A 22073-nucleotide genomic window follows, 5' to 3' on the forward strand; every position below is an offset into this window, starting at 1 on the left:
GGACGAGTGAGCCTGGTGGCTGCCCGGACCCCCGAGCGGACAGCCACCAGGCCTACCCATTTCTCCAGGGCTCGAGAGCGGTAATCTGAGGGCCATGTCCTCGCCAGAATCCACGCCCTCGTCGGGCCTGTCCGCGGCCGGGTCGTCGACCCCGCCGTTCGGCCGTCTGACGACCGCGATGATCACGCCGTTCCGGCCCGACGGGTCCCTCGATCTCGACGCCGCCCAGAAGGTCGCCAAGCACCTGGTGGACGGCGGCAACGACGCCCTCGTGCTGAACGGGACCACCGGCGAGGCGCCGACCACCTCCGACCAGGAGAAGGTCCAGCTGATCGAGGCTGTCCGTGAGGCCCTCGGCGGCCGCGCGAAGATCGTCGCCGGGGTCGGCACGAACGACACCGCGCACACGATCGAGTGCGCCAAGCAGGCCGAGGCCGCCGGCGCCGACGGCCTGCTCGTCGTCACGCCGTACTACAACAAGCCTCCGCAGGACGGACTGCGCGCGCACTTCACCGCGGTCGCAGACGCCACCGGCCTGCCGAACATGCTGTACGACATCCCCGGCCGCGCCGGGGTGGAGATCAAGAGCGAGACGCTGATCGCGCTCGCCGAGCACCCGCGGATCGTCGCGGTCAAGGACGCCAAGGGCGACCTCGCCGGGACCACCAAGGTGCTGGCGAACACCGATCTGTTCTACTACTGCGGTGCCGACGAGCTGAACCTCGCCTCGCTGGCGATCGGCGCGGTCGGGATCGCAAGCGTCGTGGCGCACGTGGCCAGTCGGGAGTACCGGCAGCTGATCGACGCCGTGGTGGCCGGCGACCTCGCAGGAGCACAGGAGATTGATCGACGGCTGGTGCCCGCCGTCGAGACGATCATGACCAAGACCCAGGGCGCCATCATGGTGAAGGCCGCGCTCAAGCTGGCCGGCGTCATCGAGCACGCGACACTCCGGTTGCCGCTGGTTGAGGCGACCGCCGAGCAAGTGGACTGGCTCACCACCGACCTCAAGACGGCAGGACTGATTGCATGAGCCATCCCCATCCAGATCTCGACGCGCCCGGGCCTCTGACTCCGGGCGCTTTGCGGGTGATCCCGCTCGGCGGCCTCGGCGAGGTCGGCCGGAACATGACCGTGTTCGAGTACGACGGCAAGCTGCTGATCGTCGACTGCGGCGTACTCTTCCCGGACGAGAACCAGCCCGGCGTGGACCTGATCCTGCCGGACTTCGAGCCGATCCGGGACCGGCTCGACGACGTCGTGGCGGTCGTTCTGACCCACGGCCACGAGGACCACATCGGCGGGTTGCCCTACCTGCTGCGCGAGCGGGGCGACATCCCGGTGGTGGGATCGCAGCTCACGCTCGCGCTGCTCGAGGGCAAGCTGAAGGAGCACCGGCACCGCAACGTGCCGCAGCAGATCGTGGCCGAGGGGGAGACCCTGCAGATCGGCCCGTTCATCTGTGAGTTCGTCGCGGTCAACCACTCGATCCCGGACGCGCTCGCGGTCGCGATCAAGACCCCGGCCGGCGTCGTCCTGCACACCGGCGACTTCAAGATGGACCAGTTGCCGCTGGACAACCGGATCACCGACCTGCGCGCGTTCGCGCGGCTCGGCGAGGAGGGCGTCGACCTGTTCATGGTCGACTCCACGAACTCCGAGGTGCCCGGCTTCACCACCCACGAGCGCGATATCGCGCCCGTGCTGGACCGGGTCTTCACCAACGCGAAGAACCAGCGGATCATCGTCGCCTGCTTCGCCTCGCACGTACACCGCGTCCAGCAGGTGATGGACGCGGCCGTGAAGCACAACCGCAAGGTCGCGTACGTCGGCCGCTCGATGGTCCGCAACATGGGCGTGGCCCGCGATCTCGGCTTCCTGAACGTCCCCGGCGACACGCTGATCGACATGCGCGAGCTGGACGACTACCCGCCGGAGCGGGTCGTGCTGGTGTCGACCGGTTCGCAGGGCGAGCCGATGTCGGCGCTGTCCCGGATCGCGGCCAACGACCACAACGTCGTACAGCTGCAGCCCGGCGACACCGTCGTACTGGCGTCGTCGCTGATCCCCGGCAACGAGAACTCGGTGTACCGGGTGATCAACGGCCTGATCCGGCACGGTGCGAACGTGATCCACAAGGGCAACGCGCTCGTGCACGTGTCCGGTCACGCCAGCGCCGGCGAGCTGCTGTACTGCTACAACATCGTGAAGCCGCGCAACGTGATGCCGGTGCACGGCGAGGTCCGGCACCTGCACGCGAACGCCGACCTCGCGATCCAGACCGGCGTACCGCGGGAGAACGTGGTCGTGGTCGAGGACGGCGTGGTGGTCGACCTGATCGACCGCAAGGCCGTCGTGGCGGGCAAGGTCGACTGCGGGTACGTGTTCGTCGACGGCTCGACCGTCGGCGACATCACCGAGACCTCGCTCAAGGACCGCCGGATCCTCGGTGACGAGGGATTCATCTCGGTCATCGCGGTGATGGACTCGGTCACCGGCAAGCTGACCGCCGGGCCGGAGATCCAGGCGCGCGGGTTCGCCGAGGACGACACCGTCTTCGACGACCTGAAGCCGAAGATCGAGGCCGAGATCGAGAAGGCGATCGGCGGCGGTGTCGACGACATGTACCAGCTGCAGCAGGTGATCCGCCGGGTGGTCGGCAAATGGGTCAGCGACACCCACCGCCGCCGTCCGATGATCATTCCGGTCGTGGTGGAGAGCTGATCACTCGGTGTAGCCTCGGCGCGAGCCAATGAAAGGGTGGGCCGGCGATGAGTGTCAGCGGGGTGAACGGGACGGGTCAGCGCCGGCCCACGATGAAGGAGGTCGCCGCCCGGGCGGGGGTCGCACTGAAGACCGTCTCCCGGGTGGTGAACGAAGAGCCGAACGTCAGCCCTGAGCTGACGGCCAAGGTCCAGGCCGCGATCAAGGACCTGAACTACACGCCGAACGAGTCGGCCCGGATGCTGCGGCGCGGCAAGACCGGCACGATCGCGGTGGTCATCCGCGACATCGGTGACCCGTTCTTCGCCTCGCTCGGCCGCGCGGTCGAGCTGTGGGCGCGCTCGTCCGGCTCGGTGGTCATGATCGGGCTGACCGACGAGGACCCGGAGCGGGAGAAGGACGTCTGCCTCGAGTTCGTCGCCCGCCGGCCGGACGCGCTGATCATGGCGCCGATCGGGGAGACCCAGGAGTACCTCGCGCCGCATGTCGACGCCGGGATGGCGGTCGTCACGATCGACCGTCCCGCGCACGGCATCGAGGCCGACGCCGTCCTCGCCGACAACGCGGGCGGGATCGACCAGGCGATCGACCACCTGGTCCGGCAGGGGCACCGCCGGATCGCGTACCTCGGCGACGACGAGCGGATCTTCACCGCCCGCGAGCGCGTGGTCGCCTACCGGGCCGCGATGGCCCGGCACCGGATCGAGGTGGACGAGGACCTGGTCCACCTGTCCGAGCCGACGACCGAGGGCATCGGCATCACGCTGTCCGCCGTCCTCGACCGGGCCGAGCCCGCCACTGCGTTGCTGTCGGCAAACAACATGACGACCGCCGAGGTACTGCGTGGTCTGGCCGGCCGCCGCGACCAGGTGGCGCTGGTGTCGTTCGACGACCTCGCGCTGGGGGATCTGCTCAGCCCGGGCCTGACCGCGGTCGCGCAGTCGGCCGACGTGATGGCACGGACCGCGATCCAGCTGATGACCGAGCGCCTCCCGGAGCCGCACCGGCCCGGACGCACGGTCCGGGTCCCGGTGAAGCTGACGATCCGGGGCTCAGGCGAGATTCCCCCGCGTTGACCGGAGTTCGGCCGCGAGCGGGCAGTCGAACGGGTCGCGGGCGCGCAGGCCGACGTTGTTGAGGTAGTCGACGACGATCCGGTACGACGCGAACAGGCCGACCTCGGAGTACGCGATCCCTTGGAGTTCGCAGTACTCGCGGACGATCGGCTGGACCCGCCGCAGCGTCGGCCGCGGCATGCTCGGGAACAGGTGGTGCTCGATCTGGTAGTTGAGCCCGCCCATCGCGAAGTCGGTGAGGATGCCGCCGCGGATGTTCCGGGACATCAGCACCTGCCGGCGGAGGAAGTCGAGCTTGGATCCGGCCGGGACGATCGGCATGCCCTTGTGGTTCGGGGCGAACGCGGCGCCGAGGAGCACCCCGAAGACCGCGAGCTGGAGGCCGAGGAACGCGGTCGCCTTCCCGGGCGGCAGCAGGACGTAGAGCGCGGCGACGTACACCGCGATGCGCGAGGCGATCACGACGGCGTCGATGCGGTCCGTCCGGCTCGCGTCCTTGCGCAGCAGGTGCCGCAGGCTCGACGCGTGCAGGCCGACGCCTTCGAGGGTGAGGAGCGGGAAGAAGAACCAGCCTTGCCGCGCCGCGAGCCAGCGGCCGACGGGTCCGCGCTCGACGACCGCCTCGGGGGTGAAGGCGAGCACCTTCAGCTGGACGTCGGGGTCGCGGTCGGCCTGGTTCGGCGCGGCGTGGTGCTTGTTGTGCTTGCTGCGCCACCAGCTCGCGCTCATACCGAGGACGCAGCCGGCCAGGATGCGGGCGGTCCAGTCGTTGCGCGCGTTCGAGTGGAAGATCTGCCGGTGCGCACTGTCGTGGCTGAGGAAGGCGACCTGGACCAGGACGAGCGCCAACGCGCCCGCGAGCCAGAGCTGGTGCCAGGTGTTGCCGAGCAGGATCATGCCGGCGACGACGCCGAGCAGGGCGCCGCCGACGATGCCGATGCGGGTGAAGTAGTAGCCCTGCCGACGGCGGAACAGACCCAGTTCACGCACGGTCCGCAGGAGGTCCGTGTACATGCTGACGTACTGCTGTTGCGCGCTCACGCTGGCCAGGGTGAGGTCGTGGCGTGACACCGGGCGTGCGGCCAGATGGCCCGGCGAGGTCGGCTTGGCAAAGTGCTACCCCCGGTAGGTCGCTACAAGCGGGCATTCGAACGGGTCGCGGGCGCGGAGCCCGACGTTGTTCAGGTAGTCGACGACGATCCGGTACGACGAGAGCAGGCTGACCTCGGTGTACTTCACTCCGTGCAGCTCGCAGTACTCGCGCACGATCGGCTGGACTCGTCGCAGGGTCGGGCTCGGCATGTTCGGGAACAGGTGATGCTCGATCTGGTAGTTGAGGCTACCCATTGCGAAGTCGGTGAACACTCCGCCGCGGATGTTGCGCGACATCAGCACCTGGCGGCGCAGGAAGTCGAGCTTCATCGTGGCCGGAACGAGCGGCATGCCCTTGTGGTTCGGCGCGAAGGAACCGCCCAGGCAGATCCCGAAGATCGCGAGCTGCAGCCCGAGGAACGCGCCCGCCTTGCCGACCGGCAGCAGCAGGAACAGTACGGCGAGGTAGGCGGCCAGGCGGCTGACCACGATTGCCGCCTCGATCCGCTCGACCTTGGTCGCCGAACGGCGGAGCAGGTGCTGCACGCTCGCGACGTAGAGGCTGAGGCCTTCGAGTGTGAGCAGCGGGAAGAACAGCCAGCCCTGGCGACGGGTCAGCCAGGCCTGGAAGCCGGTCCGCCGGCCGACGTGCTCCGGCGTGAACGCGATGACGCCGATGTCGATGTCCGGGTCCTTCTTCAGCTGGTTCGGCGCCTGGTGGTGCCGGCTGTGCTTCGACCGCCACCAGCTCGCGCTCATGCCGACGAGTCCGCCGGCCAGCAGCCGCGCGGTCCAGTCGTTCCACTTCGCGGAGTCGAAGATCTGCCGGTGCGCGCTGTCGTGGCTGAGGAACGCGACCTGGGTGAGCACGAGCGCCAGCGCACCAGCCATCAGCAGCTGGAGCCACGAGTTGCCGAGCAGACCGAAGCCGACCCAGACCCCGATGAACGCGGCCACGACGAGGCCGATCCGGATGAAGTAGTACCCCCGACGTCGTCTCAGCAGTCCCAGCTCGCGGACGGTGCGGAGCAGGTCGGTGTACAGGTTCGTATGTCTGTGTTGAGCCCGTAACGGGTCGTGGTCTTCGGCAAGCAGCTGTGACATGGGAGACGCTCCGGTTCCAAGTAGTGCATCGGTCGATGCGCTACCAGGTCCAGGGCAGCGTCACGAGAAAGGTGCTGTGGCCTCAACGGAACCACGCCCGATGGTCGCACACAAGGCCGGCCTGGCGCGGCGGCCACGAATCGAGATATCGCTTGGTGCACCCGCCGGGCGGCAGTTACCGTGACCAGAATCTCACGCTCCGGCGAGTCGGAGGAGATCCGTTGACACACCCTTCCGCTCAGGGTCGGCACTCGCGGCGCGGTCCCGGTCGCTCGCGCACCGTGCAATGGGTCTGCGACCTGCTGAGGACCGAGCTGATCAGCGGCGACTGGGCCGAGTCGCCGCTACCGGCCGAGGATGCCCTGATCCGCAAGTACGGCGTCAGCCGCGGCATCATCCGTGACGTGCTGGCGATCCTCGCCGAGCAGCACCTGGTCGAGCGGGTGCGCGGCGCAGGGACGTTCGCGCTGACCCCGAGCGCGTTGCAGCACGGGATCGAGGTATCCCGTGATCTCGCCCAGGACGTGAACGCGGACGGGACCCGGGTGGCGATCCGGACCACCTACGCCAGCCTGCACCCGGCGCCGGCCTTCATCGCCGAGCGGCTCGAGCTCGGCACCGGCGCCGACGTGGTGATCCTGGAGTCGATCACCTCACTGGACGGATATCCGCTCAGTATTCGGTCGGCATTCATGCCGGCCGACCCGTTCGCCGTGCTGCTGCGCGGGCCGGTCGCGAGCCTGAACCGGTCGCCGTACGAGTTGATCGCCGATGTCATCAATGAGCCGGTCGGCGACACCGAGCTGCAGATCGGCTCTTCGATGGCCGATCCGATCAGCGCCGGCTCACTGCAGGTCGACGTGGGGTTCGCGCTGCTGGACACCAGCCGGGTGGTCAGGGCCCTCGACGGCCGCCCGCTCGAGTACAGCGTGTCCCACGCTCGCTCGGACCGCCTGCAATTCGCGACCGTGATGCACGGACCGGCCGGCCGGTCGGGGACGGCCGAGCGGCCGTCCCCGAGCTTCCCTCAGACCGGAACCACCGAGCGCTCAGTTGCCTCCTGAGCAGCCTCCTGAGCAGCCTCCTGAGCAGGCTCGCGTAGATGCCAGTCGGTCTCCTGCTGGTAGGCGTCGCCGGCTCGTAGCACGGTGGCTTCGTCGAAGGGCCGTCCGACGATCTGCAACCCCAACGGCAGCCCGTTGGCGCCGAATCCCATCGGGACCGACAGCGCGGGGTTGCCGACCGCGTTCCAGTACGACGTGTGCATCGCCCGGAATCGCTCGGTCATCTCCCCGAGCCCGTCGACGGTGAACGCCTCCACACTCGCGGTCGGCGTGACGATCAGATCGACCGTGCCGAACAGGCCCGCAAGCTCCCGCTGGCCGAGTCGGCGTACCCGTTGGGCCTGCACGTAGTCGGCGCCCGAGTACGCCGGGGCGACGCCGACGCCCTGCCGGGTCGCGGCGAAGTAGTCCGGCCACCGCGTCCGCAGGTCGGGCGCGTGGTAGGCGAACGCCTCGCTGCGGGACGTGATCCCGGTGGCCGCGGTCAGCTCGCGGTAGTACGGCAGCTGCACGGGTACGACGGTCGCCCCACGAGCCGTGAGTACGCCGAGAGCCGCGTCGAGCAGCTCGCCCAGTCGTGGATCCTGGTCGGCGCGACGGTATTCCGCAAGCGTGTCGATGCCGATCCGCAGGTCGGTGAGGTCACCGGTCAGCGCGGCCTCGTAATCCGGCACCGGCTCGTCCGCCGCCGACGGATCGCTCGCGTCGTACCCGGCCAGAACGGCGAGCATGATCGCGCAGTCGCGCGCCGAGCGGGCCATCGGGCCGATGTTGTCGAGGCTGTAGCCGAGTGGCACGCACCCGGACTTCGGCACCCGCCCGAAGCTGGCCTTGATCCCGGAGATGCCGCAGAACGCGGCGGGGATCCGGATGCTGCCGCCGGTGTCGGTGCCCAGCCCGCCGAGCATCGCGCCGGTCGCAACCCCGTTCCCGGTGCCCGAACTCGAGCCGCCGGTCCAGTGGTCCGGGTTCCAGGGGTTGCGCGGGATCGGGAACGGCTTCGACGGGTCCGGGACACCGGTGGCGAACTCCATCGTCGTCGTCTTCCCGGCGATGATGCCGCCCGCGGCCCGCAGCCGGGCGACCACCGGCGCGTCTGCCTGACCGCCCCAGGACGCGTCGTGAACGAGGCTCTGCGCGGTGGTCGGTCCCTCGACGCTGGTGATGATGTCCTTGATCCCGAGCGGGATCCCGAGCAGCGGCCCGGCCGGGTCGCCGGCCGCGTAGACCGCGTCGGCTGCGCCCGCCGCCTCCCGCGCCGGGTCGTCGAACCTGGTGAGGTAGATGCCGAGGGCATCATCGTGGGCGTCCGCCGCGGCGATCGCCTCGTCGAGCAGGGCTGTCGCGGTGACTTCGCCCGAGCGCAACGCGGCCAGGGCGGCCGAGATCGTCCGGGCGGTCATGGCCGGGCGGAGAAGCTCAGGCCCGGTTCTTCGTAGCGGGCGGCGGTGACGGCGTGCACCAGGGCAGCGTTCTCGCGGGCGATGGCGAAAGCTGCTGCCATCGGCGCCAGCTCTGCCTCGTCGGGCTCCACGCCGGCCAGGGCGAGAACGGTGGTCATGGCTTCGGACTCAGTGCTCATCAATCTCTCCTTCTCACGCGGCGAGCGCGTTCACGGTCGGTACGGCGACGTGCCAGTCGCTGACCCGCTGCAGCGCGTCGGCGACCTTCAGCACGGTGCCTTCGGCGAACGGCTTGCCGACGATCTGCATCGACAGCGGCAGTCCACTGGTCGAGAAGCCGACCGGTACGGCGACCGCCGGCAGGCCGGTCAGGTTCCAGTGACCGGTGAAGCTGGGGACCTGCAGGCGCTTGCTCGGAGTCAGCTCCGCGGCCCGCTCGGCCGGCGTGGGCGCCGACGGGGTGACGATGACGTCGTACTCGTCGAGAAGTGCGGCGACCTGGCGAGCGAAGTACCGCCGGAAGCGCTCGGCCTGTGCGACGTCACCGGCGCTGTAGAAGGCGCCCCGGGCCAGCGTCGGGCGGGTGTGCTCGCCGTAGTCGGTCCAGCGGTTCACCAGGTTGTTGCGGTGGTACGCGAACGCCTCGGCGACCAGGATGATGTGGTTCGCGTCCTTGGCCTCGGCGGCGTGGGCGAGCTCCACCTCGGACGAGGACGCACCGAGCCCGACGAGCTGCTTGACCGCTCCGAGTACGGCGTCGTGCACCTCGGGATCGAGCTGCTCGTGGTCGAAGAAGTACGGCATCGGCAGGGCGATCCGCAGCCCGTCGACGGATCCGTCCAGAAGCTCGGTGTACGGCGGTACCGGCTGGTGCGCGGAGTTCGGGTCAGTGGGGTCGTACCCGGCCATCACCTCCAGGAGGGCGGCGCAGTCCCACGCGCTCCTGGCCATCGGGCCGATGCTGTCCAGGCTGAAGCCGAGCGGCACGACGCCGCTCTTCGGGACCCGGCCGAACGTGACCTTCAGCCCGGTGTGACCGTTGACCGCGGCCGGGCTGCGCACCGATCCGCCGGTGTCGGTCCCCAGACCGCCGAGCGCGAGCCCGGCAGCGACCGCGATGCCGGTGCCGGAGCTCGACCCGGCCGGGGTGTGCTCGACGTTCCACGGGTTGTGCGGCACCGGGAAGCCCTTGGTTGCGTCCGGCAACCCGATGGCGAACTCGCTGGTGGTCGACTTGCCGACGAACACCGCGCCGGCGTCCCGCAGCCGGCTCACGACCGGTGCGTCGAGGCCGCCGTTCCAGTCCGGGGCGAGCACGCGGCTGTTGGCGGTGGTGGGCGCGCCTTCGAGCGCGATGATGTCCTTGATCGCGAGCGGGATGCCCTGCAGCGGTCCGGTGTCATCGCCGGCGGCCAGGGCGGCGTCCGCGGCGGCGGCCTGCTCGAGCGCGGCCTCGGCGGTGATCTCGACGTACGCGCCGAGGACGGGGTTCAGGGTGGTCGCCTTGTCGAGGATCTGCTGCGTCAGAGCGGTCGAGGTGAGGCTGCCGTCGCGCAGCGCGGCCGCGGCGTCCTTGATCGTGACTGGGAGCATCAGGCGTCCTTTCCGGTCGGGTAGAAGTCCAGTGGGTCGAATCTGCTCGCGGGCTCGGCGGCGCCGAGGTCCAGCAGGTAGAGCGCGTCCGCGCCCTGCCGGATCAGCGGGTAATCACGGACGAAGGTGGCGAGCTCGGTGTCGGAAACGGTCAGCTGCGCGGCGGTGAGCAGCGCCGGGACGATGTCGGTAGGTTCGGGCACGGTCAGCCTCCTACGGGGCGAGGTGGTGGTTGGCTTCTCACGGGGCGGGCGAGGGTCCGGGGTAGAGGTGGCAGGCGACGGTTCGGCCCTCCGCGACCTCGATCGGCAGTGGCTTGACCTCTGCGCAGATGTCGGTCGCGAACGGGCAGCGGGTGCGGAACCGGCAGCCGCTCGGCGGATCGATCGGGCTCGGGATCTCGGTGCTGTCGGACGTGTCGACCGGCTCGTCGCGGGTGCTCCCGGCCGGGTCGAGGGTCGGCACGGAGGACAGCAGCAGCTGGGTGTACGGGTGCTTGGGTGCGTCGTACACCTCCCGCGCGCTGCCCTGCTCGACCACCTGTCCGAGGTACATCACGGCGACGTCGTCGCTGAGGTAGCGCACCACGTTCAGGTCGTGGCTGATGAACACGTACGTCAGGCCGTACTCGGCCTGCAGGTCGCTGAGCAGGTTCAGTACCTGGGCCTGGATCGACTTGTCCAGCGCCGAGACCGCCTCGTCGAGGACGACCAGCTTCGGTTGCAGCGCGAGCGCCCGGGCGATGTTGACCCGTTGCCGTTGGCCACCACTCAGTTGATGCGGATACCTCGACGCGTACGCCGCCGGCAGCCCGACGTCCCGCATCACTGTGGCGACCCGTTCGGCGATCACCGCCTTGGACTCGCCCTGCACCTGGAGCGGGAACCCGATCGACTCGCTGATCGTGGCCCGCGGATTCAGCGCCGACGACGGATCCTGGAACACCATCTGCATCTGTTTGAGCTCGCCCGGCGTACGGCGTTTGCCGGTCAGCACCTGTTTGCCGTCGAAGACCATCTCGCCGTCGTCGGCCAGATGCAGCCCGACGATCACCCGGGCCAGCGTGGACTTTCCGCAGCCGGACTCGCCGACGATGCCGAGCGTCGTACCTGGCCGGACCGCGAGCGAGACGTGGTCGACCGCGGACAGGGTGGCGCGGTGGCCGCCGGAGCGGACCTGGAAGGTCTTCGAGACGTCGATCAGTTCGAGCAACTCCGTCATGGTGCTCCTCCTTTCGGGGCTTCGGGAATGGAGTCAGAGCCGGCTGTCCATGGCTTCCCGCAGCGCGTCGCTGGCCAGGTTGAAGGCCACCGAGGTGAGGAAGATGAAGAAGCCGGGCACGATCGCGACCAGGGGTGCGACGCTGACCATGCCGCGGAGGCTGTTGAGCATGTAGCCCCATTCCGGCGCCGGCGGCGCCGATCCGAGGCCGAGGAAGCTCAGGCTGGCGGCGATGATCATCGCTACGCCGACCAGCCCGGAGGCGTAGACGATGACGTCGTTCAGCACGTTGGGCAGCACCTGGGTCCGGGCGACCCGCAGTGTGCTCGCACCGCTGAGCCTGGCCGCCTCGACGAACTCCTGGACGACGATCCGGCGGGTCGCGGACTCGGCCACCCGGGCCACCGGCGGCACGAAGACGATCGTCACCGCGATGATCGTGTTGGTCAGCCCGGGACCGAGCGAAGCGCCGACCGCGATCGCCAGCAGGATCGCCGGGAACGCGTAGAGCATGTCCATCGCCCGCATCAGCACCGTCCCGACCGCACCGCGGACGATGCCCGAGGTGACGCCGATCGCCGTCCCGATCAGGGCCGCGCCGAGCGTCGGCACGAACCCGGCGAGCAGCGACAACCGGCCGCCGTACAGGACCCGGGCGAGCATGTCGCGGCCCTGCTCGTCGGTGCCGAGCAGGTGGCCCGGGGAGCCGAGGTTCTGCAGGCGGTCCAGCGGCCTGCCGATCAACGGGTCGGCGGTCGTCAGCAGCGGTGCGAAGATCGCGCCGAGGACCAGCAGCGCGACGATGCCGGCGGCAACCACACCCACCCTGTTCGTGACGAACCGGCGCAGCGTCGCCTGCCAGAACGAGCGGGGCCGCTCACTGGTCCGGGCCGCGATCCACTCGTCCCGGCGGCGCTCCGCCTCGGCCCGGTCGGCGGCCGTCGTACCCGCGCCGAAGTTCTTGTCCAGCAGGGTCGGAACCACGACGTCGCTCATGCGACCGCTCCTCTCACCCGTGGGTCGATCCAGGCCTGCAGAAGATCGACGACCAGGTTCAGCAGTACGAAGGTGACCGCGATGACCAGCGTGGCGCCCTGCACCACGAGCAGGTCGCGGGCCGAGATCGCGGTGAACACCAGCAGGCCCATCCCGGGCCATCGGAAGATCGTCTCGACCAGCACCGAGCCGCCGAGCAGCGCGCCGATCTGGACGCCGGAGGTGGTCAGCACCGGCGAGATCGCGTTCCGCAGGATGTGCCGGCGCACCTCGGACTCACTCAGCCCCTTGGCCCGCAGCGTCTCCACGAAGTCCGCACCGGCGACGTCGACGATGCTCGCTCTGGTGACCCGCGCCGTGATCGCGAGCGTGACGAGTGATCCGGACAGCACCGGAAGCACCAGACTTCGCAACGCGGTCAGTAGCCCGGAGTCCAGGTTCGCACCGCCCGACGGCAGCAGTCTCAGCCAGCCGGCGAAGACAGCCAGCAGGATGATCGCCAGGAAGAACGACGGGATGCTCAGCCCGGACAGGCTCAGTACGCCGGTCACCCGGTCGATCAGCGAGCCCCGGCGGGTGCCGGCGACGTACCCGAGCCAGAGGCCGAGGCTGATGCCGAACACCGCGGACACGACCGCGAGGACGGCTGTGTTGCCCCAGGCCTGGACGAGCAGGTCGGCCACGTCCCGGCGCCGCTGGACGGAGTAGCCGAGGTTGCCCTGGAGGGCGTCCCCGAGCCAGTGCAGATACCGTAGCGGCAGCGGGTCGTCGAGCCCGAGTTCGTCGCGGATCGCCTGCCGCTCGGCCGCCGACATGTCATCGCTGACCAGCGACGCCTCGGCCGAACCGGGCAGTACGTTCATCAGCAGGAACACGATCACCGAGACACCGAACAGGATCGGGATCGCCATTCCGATCCGGAGTACCGCAACACGCAGCATGGGTCAGTCCTCCTCGACCGTGACCTGGGTGAAGTCCACCCACCAGGACTGGGGCTGGACGTAGCCGTGCACCTTCGGACTGAGCACGCGCAGGTTGAGGTCGTGCATCCAGAACAGGAAATAGGCGTTCTTCAGCGCGACGTCCATCATTTGCTGGAGATACCGGTACTGCGAGGCCACGTCGGCCTGCTGACTCGCCGCGCCGAGTGCCGCGTCGATCTTCGGGTCGCACAGTCCGGTCGCGTTCGGCAGCCCGCCGGGACGGTTGCAGAAGAAGGTGGCGCTGAAGCCGGTCGGCATCATCCCGGCCGCGGGCGAGGCCCAGAGGATGTCGATGTCCTTCCACTGCTGGGCGTTCAGGCCGTCGAGTCCGATCGAGATGATCGTGTTCCACTCCAGCGGCCGCAGGATCGTGGTCACCCCGATCGCGGCGAAGTCCGCCTGCAGCTTCTGCATCATGGTGTCCGGGTACATGTTCCCGGAGCCGCCGGTCGGATAGGCCATGGTGATCGTCAACTGACCAGGTCGATAGCCGGCCTCGGCGAGCAGCTTCTTCGCCTTCTCCACGTCGTAGCTGTAACCCTGGGTCTGCTTGGTGTACGACGGGTTGCCGTCGTACACGTACTCCGAAGCGGGGTAGCCGACGTTGTTCAGCAGGGCGGCGGTGCCCTGCCGGTCGAGGGCGTAGTTGAGGGCCTGTCGCAGCGCGAGATTGCCCTTGAACGGAGCACGGAACAGGTTGAACCGCGGCATGATCCCGTGCGGGTACTTGCCCATCTCGATCTGGTAGCCCTCCTTCCGCAACTGCTGCACCGAGTCGGGGGAGGGCACCTCGGCCCAGTCGACCTCACCGGACTGCAGCATCGACAACCGTGACGCCGGCTCGGGCTGCGGGTACAGCACGATCCGGCCCAGCTTCACCCGGCCACGCCAGTAGTCGTCGTTGCGGGTCAGCTCCATCTCCTCGCCGTCGACGTACTTCGTCATCCGGAACGGGCCGGTGCCGGAGGCGTGCTGGTTGTAGTTGTCGTTGCCGTACTTCTTCACCACTGCCGGACTCGGGAAGAAGATGCCGGCCAGGTCCCACAGCAGCCAGGCGTACGGCTGTGTGGTGGTGATCTGGACGGTCCGGTCGTCCAGCTTCCGCCAGGACTTGAAGTACCGGAACGCCGCTGCCGCACTCGCGGCGGACCGGGCGTCGTAGTACGGCGAGGTCTTCGTCCGCAGGCGGTCGAACTGGAAGATCACCGCGTCCGCGTCGAAGGTGGTGCCGTCGTGGAAGCGCACGCCCTGGCGCAGCGTGAACGTCCACGTGCGCAGGTCCTTGGAGGTGGTCCACGATTGGGCCAGGGACGGCTGTGGTGTCGGCAGTGTCTTGGACTGATCCAGGTTCAGGCGGGTGAGACCGTCGTAGATGTTGTTGCCGACGAAGCGGTATCCCTCGTACCCCTCGTTCGGCGGGGTGGACGGGAACGGGATGTTGCCCGCGGACATGGCGATCCGGAGCTCGCCGCCGGACGGCGGCGGCCCGCTCGCGGCCGCCGCCGTACAGCCGGCGAGCACGAGCAACAACGCCAGCAGGGCGTAGCGCAGTGAGGTGAGAGGGCGGACGGGGGGCATGTCAGGACGCCAGCGCGGTCTCACCGTGGACCAGCAGGCAGCTGCTCGAGTGCCGGTCACCTACGGCCCGGGCCGCCGGACGGTCGTCCCAGCAGGCGCTGACGGCGTACCGGCAGCGTGGCGCGAAGGCACATCCGGGCGGCAGCTGGTCGAGGCTCGGCGGCGCGCCGGGGATCGCGTTCGGCCGGCGGTCCTGGCCGGCCCGCACGTTCGCCTCGATCAGTCCCTCGGTATACGGGTGTGACGGCTGGGTGAGGACCTGGGTGGCGGTCCCGTACTCGACGAACCGGCCCGCGTACATCACCGCCACGTCGTCGGCGAGCTCCGCCGCGACGCCGAGGTCGTGGGTGACGATCACCAGACCCATGTCGATGTCGCGCTGGATCTGCCGGAACAGCCGCATCATCCGCGCCTGCACGGTGACGTCGAGCGCGGTCGTCGGCTCGTCCGCGAGCAGCACGGTCGGCCGGCCGGCGATCGCCATCGCGATCACGACTCGTTGCCTCATGCCACCACTCAGCTCGGACGGGTAGGCCTTCAGCCGGGCCGCCGCGGACGGGATCCGGACCAGCTCGAGCAGTTCGAGTGCCCGCTGCCTCGCTTGCGACCGGTCCAATCCGTTGTGGTGCTTGCGGATCGCCTCGACCAGTTGCTTCTCGACGGTGTACACCGGGTCGAGGGCGGTCAGGGGGTCCTGGAAGACCATCGACACGTCGCTGCCGCGGGCGGTGCGGCGGTCGCGGGGTGACATCGTCTGCAGGTCCCGCCCGCCGACCGAGATCTCCCCGGTGACGAGGGTGGTCGGCGGGTTGATCCCGATGATCGAGCGCAGCATCGCGCTCTTGCCGGAGCCGGACTCGCCGATCACGGCCAGCACGTCGCCGCGCGGCACGGTGAACGACACCTCGTCGACCGCGCGGACCGCGCCGTACCGGCCGCGGAACTCGGTGACGAGGTTCCGCACCCGGAGTGCCGGTGCGATCGCCGGTGTTGTTTTCCCGGTGTCCCGGGCCTCAATGGTCATCGACATTGTCAAATTCCTTCCAGGGGATTCTCCGGAGGGGTTTTTCAGCGGAGGCGATAGGGGGGTGAAAGCCCTGTTGTAGAAGGGTTTCCAGCATCGAAGATATGACTGCTATGTTTCAGCGATCGACCATTTCGGTATCTCGCTCGTAAACGATTGCAGGAATTGTCGCGGGGTCATTCATGGGTATTCCCGAACGGCGTCGTACGGCGGTCAGTGCCACGGTCCCGGCCGCCGCGGCGAGCAGCCCGAACGCGCCGGCCAGGGTGATCGCGTGCATCGGCCCGACCTGCTCGGCCAGCAGCCCGAGGAGCGGACCGCCGAGTGCGCCACCGCCGAGGAAGGACGTCAGGTAGACCGCCATCACCCGGCCACGCAGCGCCGGCTCGGCCGTGAGCTGGACGGACGTGTTCGCCAGCACGGCGAAGGACATGAACATCGCGCCGCAGCACACCAGGGCCATACCGAAGCCGACCAGCACCGGCATCAGCGATGCGATCACCAGGCTGCCGCCGAGTGCGGCCGCCGCGCCGAGGACCCAGCGGTACTTCGGTACTCCGCTGGTCGATGCCGCCAGCAACGCTCCGGTCAGACCGCCGATCGCCAGGCACGAGGTGACGAGCCCGAAGCCGAGCGCGCCGACGCCGAAGACCTCGGTCGCAACCAGCGGCAGCACGACCTGCAGGCTGTTCGCGCCGACGATGCCGATCACCCCGGCCAGGACGATCAAGGCGCCGAGCACCGGGTCGCCGGCGACCTGCCGCAGACCCGCGCCGAGTTCGCCGCGACCGGCCGGGACCCGCGGGGCAGCGCGTAGTTCGGATCGGTCGATCCGGGCCAGCGCGATCAGGATGCCGGCCGAGCTGGCCGCGTGCAGCGCGAAGATCAGCGGCGTACCGGCAACCCCGATCAGCAGGCCCGCCAGCGCCGGACCGACCAGGCGGGCGACGTTGAACGAGGCGGAGTTGAGACCGATCGCGTTGACGACCCGGTCCGGACCGACGAGCTCGGATACCACGGCCTGCCGGGCCGGCACGTCGAACGCGGTGACGACTCCCATCGCGGCGGCCAGGACCCAGACCTGTGCCAGGGTGAGGATTCCGAGGCCGTCCAGGATCGCCATCAGCACGCTGCCGAGGCCGACCAGACCCTGAGTCACGATCAGCAGGCGGATCTTGTCGACCCGGTCCACCAGCGCGCCGGTCGCGAGGCCGAGCAGGACGGTCGGGAAGAACTGCAGGAACGTCGCGACGCCGAGGGCCAGGCCGTCGCCGTGGCTGAGCACGACGACGGCCCACGCCTGGGCGGTGCGTTGCATCCAGACGCCGATGTTGCTGACCGTCCCACCCCAGAAGAAGTTCCGGTAGTTCCGGACCTGCAAGGAGCGGAACATCGGCAGGCGTCTCATCCGGCGTCGACCGCGAGCCATTCCGCGAACGGGACGGCTGCGGAGAACGCCTGGGCGGCGCGGAGCAGCAGCGCGTCGTCGAACATCCGCCCGACCAGCTGGATGCTCACCGGCAGACCGTCGCGCTTCTCGCACGGTACGGCGAGCGCCGGGTGCCCGGTGAAGTTGAACGGCCGGGTGTTCGCGACCGCGCTCTGCGACACCGGACTGCGCATCGCGGAATCCAGTGCGACGAGCGGGTCGTCGATCGGCTCGAACTTCGGCGCCTGGGTGACCGTCGTCGGCATCACGAGTACGTCGACATCGGCGAGCACCCGGTCGTACGCCGCGATGAACGTGGGGCGGACGTTCTGCGCCTTCGCATAGAGGCGTCCGGCCCAGTACCGCCGGCTGAACTCGCCGGTGAGCAAGGTGAGCAGACCACGCGGATCGAGCAGCTCCTGCCCGTGCTGCCATGCCCTGGTGATGGCCGCGATCGTGTCCTCGGGGTAGTAGGTCCGGGTGAAGGCGCCGTAGAACCCGGCGCCCCGGACCGCCAGTGCTGCCTCGGCCGACATCGCCTGCTGGGCGGTACCGATGCTCAGGTGCTCCGGGACCGACACCTCGCTGACGGTCGCGCCGAGCTTCTCGAACACCTCGATCGCCTGCTGGACCGAGTCGGTGACGGCTTCGGTCGCGCCGTCGAAACCCTCCCGCAGTACGCCGATCCGCAGTCCCGCGATGTCGTCGGTCAGCCCGGTCGTCGCGTCGTACCGGTCCGGGACCTCGCGCGTCTGCCGCGGGTCCAGACCGTCGTACCCGGCGACGGCCTCGAGGGCGAGGGCAGCGTCGCGGACCGACATCGTCATCGGCCCGGTGTAGTCGATGCTCTGGTCGGAGCCGAACCCGATGCCGAAGTGCGACACCAGACCGAACGTCGGCTTGTGCCCGACGGTGCCCGACCACGACGCCGGGATCCGGATCGAACCGCCCTGGTCGCCGCCGAACGAGATGTCCACCTCGCCGTCGACCAGTGCCGCCGCGGAGCCCGACGACGACCCACCGGTCAGGTACTGCGGGTTGTGCGGGTTCAGCGGCCGGCCGTAGTCGCCGACACCGCCGCCGAAGCCGAAACCGCCGGCCAGCCCGTTCATCACGTTCTTGCCGACGACCGTGGCACCCGCCTCCAGCGCACGCTGTACGACGGTCGCGTCGAAGTCGGGCACGTGGCCGGACAGCACGTGCGCACCGAACGCCATCGGCATCCCGGCCACGGCGATGTGGTCCTTGTAGCTGACGGTCCGGCCGGTCAGGATGCCTTCGCTGGTGCCGGCCACGGAACACTTCCAGGTCCAGGCGTTGTGTGGGTCCTCGTCCGCTCCGGGCCGGTACCCGGGTTCGCGGGCGCCGGGGAACCGCGGCGGCCGGACCTCGGGGGTACGGCTCTGGACGAAGTCGTCGAACTCGGCCAGCATCCGGCCCAGGTGCCGGCGCAGGACCGCCGCCTCCTCGGTGCCGAGGGCGACGCCGAACCGCTCGGCGGCGGCTTGCAACTCGGGAAGATCGGGAACTCGGTACATGGCAGCCTCCTCGATCGTTTGATGGATCGACGGTCGCCAGGCCGGGTTACGTCGTGCGCCCAGTCGCGTTCGCACCGTGTTAAGCGGGTTCGGCGTACCGGCAACCGGGCGCTGACCTGGGCGGATGCGGCAGCTCCGAGCCGGCAACGCGAGTACTCCGCCGGGGCTGCGCCGGGGATCGGGCAAGTTGGCGCCCAGTTCGCGCCGGTGTCACCTGGCGGTCATCCCCGCAGAGCACCTTCGGGTCATGAAACTGAGCCGCCGCCAGCTCTTGGCCGCATCCACGGTTGCCGGAGCCACCCTCGCCCTACCCGGGGTGGCTTCCGGCGCGCCGAACCTTGTCCGCCGCGACCGGCCAACGTTGCCGTCGGGGATCGCCAGTGCCGACGTGACGCCGTCGTCGGCCGTCGTCTGGTCGAAGACCGACCGGCCCGGCCGGCTCGTCGTCCAGCTGACGAGCCACGGCCGTTTCGACAAGGCGATCCACCTTCGTGGCCCGAAGACCTCGGCCGACGACGACTTCACCGCACGGCTGCCGCTGCGCGGTCTGCGACCGGGCCAGCGCTACGACTACCGCCTCGGCTTCGAGGACGCGAGCGGCCGGATCGGCCAGACGCTGGACGGCTCGTTCACCACGCCGGGCCGTAACCGCCCGGTCTCGTTCGTGTTCACCGGCGACACCGCGGGCCAGGGATACGGCATCAACCCTGAGCTCGGCGGGATGATCGCGTACAAGGCGATGCACGAGACCCGGCCGGACTTCTTCCTGCACTCCGGCGACAACATCTACGCCGACGGCCCGCTGGCGGCCGAGCTGAAGGTTGCCGACGGCACCATCTGGAAGAACGTCGTGACCGAGGAGGTCTCGAAGGTCGCCGAGACCCTGGCCGAGTACCGCGGCCGGTACAAGTACAACTTGATGGACTCCAACGTCCGCTCGCTGTACGCCGACGTGCCGCTGGTCGCGCAGTGGGACGACCACGAGACGCTGAACAACTGGTACCCGGGCGAGATCCTCACCGACGACCGGTACACCGAGAAGCGTGTCGACGTGCTCGCGGCGCGGGCGAAGAAGGCGTTCCTCGAGTACCTGCCGATGGAGCACGTGTCCGGGCGTGACCGGATCTACCGCAAGGTGAGCTACGGTCCGCTGCTCGATGTGTTCTGCCTGGACATGCGCACGTACCGCGGCGCGAACCCGGTGCCGTCGACGGTCGGGCCGGTCGCGATGCTCGGCGCCGAGCAGGCTGCCTGGCTGGTGCGCGAGGTCGCGGCGTCGCGGGCGACCTGGAAGGTGATCGCCAGCGACATGCCGCTCGGCCTGCTGGTGCCGGACGGCGACCTGATCGAGGCGGTCGCGAACGGTCTGCCGGGCGCTCCCGGCGGTCGCGAGCACGAGATCGCCTGGGTGCTGAGCCAGTTCAAGAGCACAAGGTGCGGAACGCGGTCTGGCTGACCGCGGACGTGCACTACGCGGCGGCGCACCATTACGACCCGTCCCGCGCGGCGTTCACCGACTTCGACCCGTTCTGGGAGATCGTGGCCGGCCCGATCAATGCCGGTACGTTCGGTCCGAACGCGCTGGACAGCACCTTCGGCCCGGAGGTGGTGTTCTCGAAGGCGGCCGACTTCCCGAGCCAGTCGCCGGCGGGTGGAAACCAGTTCTTCGGGTACACCAGGATCGACCCGCGGACCGGTGTGTTCACCGTCTCGCTGCGCAACCTGTTCGGCGACGTGCTCTGGACCAAGGACCTCACCCCGGCCCACCACTGAGTGGGTCCCGTCGTACTCACCCGGCTCCGGCGCCTGTGCGGGATGCCGCCCACCGGAGCGGGTGAGTACGACGCTTATGCCCTCGTCAGCTGCGGCAGCACGACATCTCGCCCGGTGAGCAGCAGGAGGATCGCGAGCACCGGGCCGCGGAGCTCGGTGCCCTCGCCGACGCTCCAGTCCGTGTCAGTGGCGACCAGGCGGAATCCGTCGTACGGCACCGGTTTGAACACCTTCGCCTTGCGCCGGCCGCTTCTGGTCGCGCGGTAGCTCCAAACGCGATCGGCTGCCGTGGCGGCGACCTCCACCGGGACCGGGAGCGAGCGACCGAGCGGTACGGCGATGTCCTGGCCATGGACGACGATGTCGATCAGGGTCTCCAGCGGCGTGACGCCGATGTTGTGCCGGCGTGAGCCGACCATGGCCCGGATGCCGGCGATCAGCTGCTCGGTCGGTTGCGCCGAGCGCTCGCGGACCGAGGCCTGGATCATGTGGTTGAGGTTGCCCGGATGACGCAGCACGGTGCGAAGTACGTCGCCGATCGTCATCTGCTGCTGGGTGAGATGGGCGGCGACGTCGCGCACGGTCCAGCCGTCGCAGAGCGAGCGGCGGGCCCAGTCCGTCGGGTCGAGGGTTTCGAGGAAGTCCGTCGTACGCATGCGTTGGGCGTCGATCGCGGTCCAGAGTTCGTCGTCGGTCATGACCCCGTCCCTAGGTCCGGTGGTGCTGTGCGGGTGCGTTTGAGCTCGTAGAAGTCGGTGCATCCGGCAACCAGGCGGAGGCCGTCGAACAGCCGGAGCGCTTGATCACCGCGGGGGACTGCGTTGAGGACCGGACCGAAGAACGCGACGCCGTCGACATGGACGACCGGCGTTCCGCTGTCCGGTCCGACCGGCACGGTTCCCTCGTTGTGGCTCCGGCGCAGCGCGTCGTCGTACTGCGTGTTGTCGGCCGCGTCGGCGAGCGATGTCGGGAGGCCCGCGGCGACGAGTGCCTCGATCGACGCGGCGTGGTACTCCGTTGCTGTCGGATAGCGCCAGTGGTCGAAGATGCGGTCGCCGAAGGCACTGTGCCAAGCACGGAAGGCGTCTGGGCCGTGGTGCGCGACCACTGCGGTCGCGACACGTGACGGTCCGCCTGACCCGGCGATGCTGCGGCGGTAGCCCTCGTCGATCGAACGGCCCTCGTTGAGCATGCGCAGGCTCATCACGTGGTAGCGGACGTGGAGATCTCGGCGCTCGGCGACTTCGCGGAGCCAGCACGCGACCAGCCAGGTGTACGGGCAGACGGGATCGACGTACAGATCGACGCCCGGGGTGACGCTGGTTGTGCGGGCCGCCTCGGTGCGTTGCAGCAAGCCGTCGGCGGGCCTGAGGCCCAGGTAGTCCGTGGCGACCCGATCCCACAGTTTGAGGTCATCGTCCATGGCATGAGCCTGTGCTGTTTGCGCCCTAGGCACATCGTGCGAATTGCTCACC

The 22073-nt window shown here is 69.3% G+C and carries 19 protein-coding genes and 1 pseudogene; 5 read left to right on the top strand and 15 right to left on the bottom strand.

Features of this window, described 5'->3' with window-relative positions:
• The first annotated feature begins 94 nt into the window (after positions 1-94).
• The 3 genes from dapA to OHA10_RS27030 are packed head-to-tail and all read left to right on the top strand — an operon-like array spanning position 95 to position 3800.
• The gene (gene dapA / locus OHA10_RS27020) at positions 95-1033 is read left to right on the top strand and encodes a 4-hydroxy-tetrahydrodipicolinate synthase (protein ID WP_371401557.1); all 939 of its coding nucleotides are present in this window, start codon (positions 95-97) and stop codon (positions 1031-1033) included.
• The gene (locus OHA10_RS27025; RefSeq protein ID WP_371401558.1) at positions 1030-2724 is read left to right on the top strand and encodes a ribonuclease J; all 1695 of its coding nucleotides are present in this window, start codon (positions 1030-1032) and stop codon (positions 2722-2724) included. The genes dapA and OHA10_RS27025 overlap by 4 nt, the downstream gene beginning before the upstream one ends.
• Before the next feature lie 47 nt (positions 2725-2771).
• The gene (locus OHA10_RS27030) at positions 2772-3800 is read left to right on the top strand and encodes a LacI family DNA-binding transcriptional regulator (protein ID WP_137254606.1); all 1029 of its coding nucleotides are present in this window, start codon (positions 2772-2774) and stop codon (positions 3798-3800) included.
• On the opposite strand, the gene OHA10_RS27035 is transcribed toward OHA10_RS27030, so the two are convergent.
• Both OHA10_RS27035 and OHA10_RS27040 read right to left on the bottom strand, forming a co-directional pair.
• Complete coding sequence (locus tag OHA10_RS27035) at positions 3777-4841, bottom strand: fatty acid desaturase (protein ID WP_371401559.1); 1065 nt, start codon at positions 4839-4841, stop codon at positions 3777-3779. The genes OHA10_RS27030 and OHA10_RS27035 overlap by 24 nt on opposite strands.
• Positions 4842-4916: 75 nt before the next feature.
• On the bottom strand, positions 4917-5996 hold the full coding sequence (locus OHA10_RS27040; protein WP_371401560.1) for a fatty acid desaturase: 1080 nt from the start codon (positions 5994-5996) through the stop codon (positions 4917-4919).
• Between the two features lie 221 nt (positions 5997-6217).
• On the opposite strand from OHA10_RS27040, the gene OHA10_RS27045 reads away from it, so the two are divergent.
• Positions 6218-7060, top strand: coding sequence for a GntR family transcriptional regulator (locus tag OHA10_RS27045; RefSeq protein ID WP_371401561.1), 843 nt, complete (start codon positions 6218-6220; stop codon positions 7058-7060).
• On the opposite strand, the gene OHA10_RS27050 is transcribed toward OHA10_RS27045, so the two are convergent.
• From OHA10_RS27050 to OHA10_RS27100, 11 genes are all read right to left on the bottom strand, one after another.
• Entirely contained in the window at positions 7024-8463 is a 1440-nt protein-coding gene (locus tag OHA10_RS27050; RefSeq protein WP_371401562.1) for an amidase, read from the bottom strand. The two genes, OHA10_RS27045 and OHA10_RS27050, sit on opposite strands and share 37 nt — an antisense overlap.
• Positions 8460-8642, bottom strand: coding sequence for a hypothetical protein (locus OHA10_RS27055; protein WP_371401563.1), 183 nt, complete (start codon positions 8640-8642; stop codon positions 8460-8462). Before OHA10_RS27055 ends, OHA10_RS27050 begins: the two co-directional genes overlap by 4 nt.
• A 13-nt stretch (positions 8643-8655) precedes the next feature.
• A complete protein-coding gene (locus OHA10_RS27060; protein ID WP_371401564.1) occupies positions 8656-10056 on the bottom strand; it encodes an amidase in 1401 nt (466 codons plus the stop codon).
• Positions 10056-10259, bottom strand: a complete 204-nt coding sequence (locus OHA10_RS27065) for a hypothetical protein (RefSeq protein ID WP_371401565.1) — start codon at positions 10257-10259, stop codon at positions 10056-10058. Before OHA10_RS27065 ends, OHA10_RS27060 begins: the two co-directional genes overlap by 1 nt.
• A 37-nt stretch (positions 10260-10296) precedes the next feature.
• Positions 10297-11277, bottom strand: a complete 981-nt coding sequence (locus OHA10_RS27070) for an ABC transporter ATP-binding protein (RefSeq protein ID WP_371401566.1) — start codon at positions 11275-11277, stop codon at positions 10297-10299.
• Positions 11278-11310: 33 nt separating this feature from the next.
• Positions 11311-12273, bottom strand: coding sequence for an ABC transporter permease (locus tag OHA10_RS27075; RefSeq protein ID WP_371401567.1), 963 nt, complete (start codon positions 12271-12273; stop codon positions 11311-11313).
• Positions 12270-13214 carry an ABC transporter permease gene (locus OHA10_RS27080; RefSeq protein ID WP_371401568.1) on the bottom strand — a complete coding sequence of 315 codons (945 nt, stop codon included), beginning with the start codon at positions 13212-13214 and terminating at the stop codon, positions 12270-12272. Before OHA10_RS27080 ends, OHA10_RS27075 begins: the two co-directional genes overlap by 4 nt.
• A gap of 3 nt (positions 13215-13217) precedes the next feature.
• The gene (locus OHA10_RS27085) at positions 13218-14834 is read right to left on the bottom strand and encodes an ABC transporter substrate-binding protein (RefSeq protein ID WP_371401569.1); all 1617 of its coding nucleotides are present in this window, start codon (positions 14832-14834) and stop codon (positions 13218-13220) included.
• Between the two features lies 1 nt (position 14835).
• Positions 14836-15864, bottom strand: coding sequence for an ABC transporter ATP-binding protein (locus OHA10_RS27090; RefSeq protein ID WP_371401570.1), 1029 nt, complete (start codon positions 15862-15864; stop codon positions 14836-14838).
• Between the two features lie 112 nt (positions 15865-15976).
• Positions 15977-17266 (bottom strand): MFS transporter, encoded by a 1290-nt coding sequence (locus OHA10_RS27095; RefSeq protein ID WP_371401571.1) that lies wholly within the window; start codon positions 17264-17266, stop codon positions 15977-15979.
• Positions 17263-18825, bottom strand: coding sequence for an amidase family protein (locus OHA10_RS27100; RefSeq protein WP_371401572.1), 1563 nt, complete (start codon positions 18823-18825; stop codon positions 17263-17265). Before OHA10_RS27100 ends, OHA10_RS27095 begins: the two co-directional genes overlap by 4 nt.
• A 247-nt stretch (positions 18826-19072) precedes the next feature.
• Between OHA10_RS27100 and OHA10_RS27105 the strand changes: the two are divergent.
• A pseudogene (locus OHA10_RS27105) lies at positions 19073-20598 on the top strand (alkaline phosphatase).
• Positions 20599-20672: 74 nt separating this feature from the next.
• On the opposite strand, the gene OHA10_RS27110 reads toward OHA10_RS27105, so the two are convergent.
• Together OHA10_RS27110 and OHA10_RS27115 are read right to left on the bottom strand one after the other, a co-directional pair.
• The gene (locus OHA10_RS27110) at positions 20673-21296 is read right to left on the bottom strand and encodes a maleylpyruvate isomerase family mycothiol-dependent enzyme (protein WP_371401573.1); all 624 of its coding nucleotides are present in this window, start codon (positions 21294-21296) and stop codon (positions 20673-20675) included.
• Complete coding sequence (locus OHA10_RS27115; protein WP_371401574.1) at positions 21293-22021, bottom strand: disulfide bond formation protein DsbA; 729 nt, start codon at positions 22019-22021, stop codon at positions 21293-21295. Before OHA10_RS27115 ends, OHA10_RS27110 begins: the two co-directional genes overlap by 4 nt.
• Positions 22022-22073 lie beyond the last annotated feature (52 nt).

This window comes from Kribbella sp. NBC_00662 (assembly GCF_041430295.1).
Taxonomy (GTDB): domain Bacteria; phylum Actinomycetota; class Actinomycetes; order Propionibacteriales; family Kribbellaceae; genus Kribbella.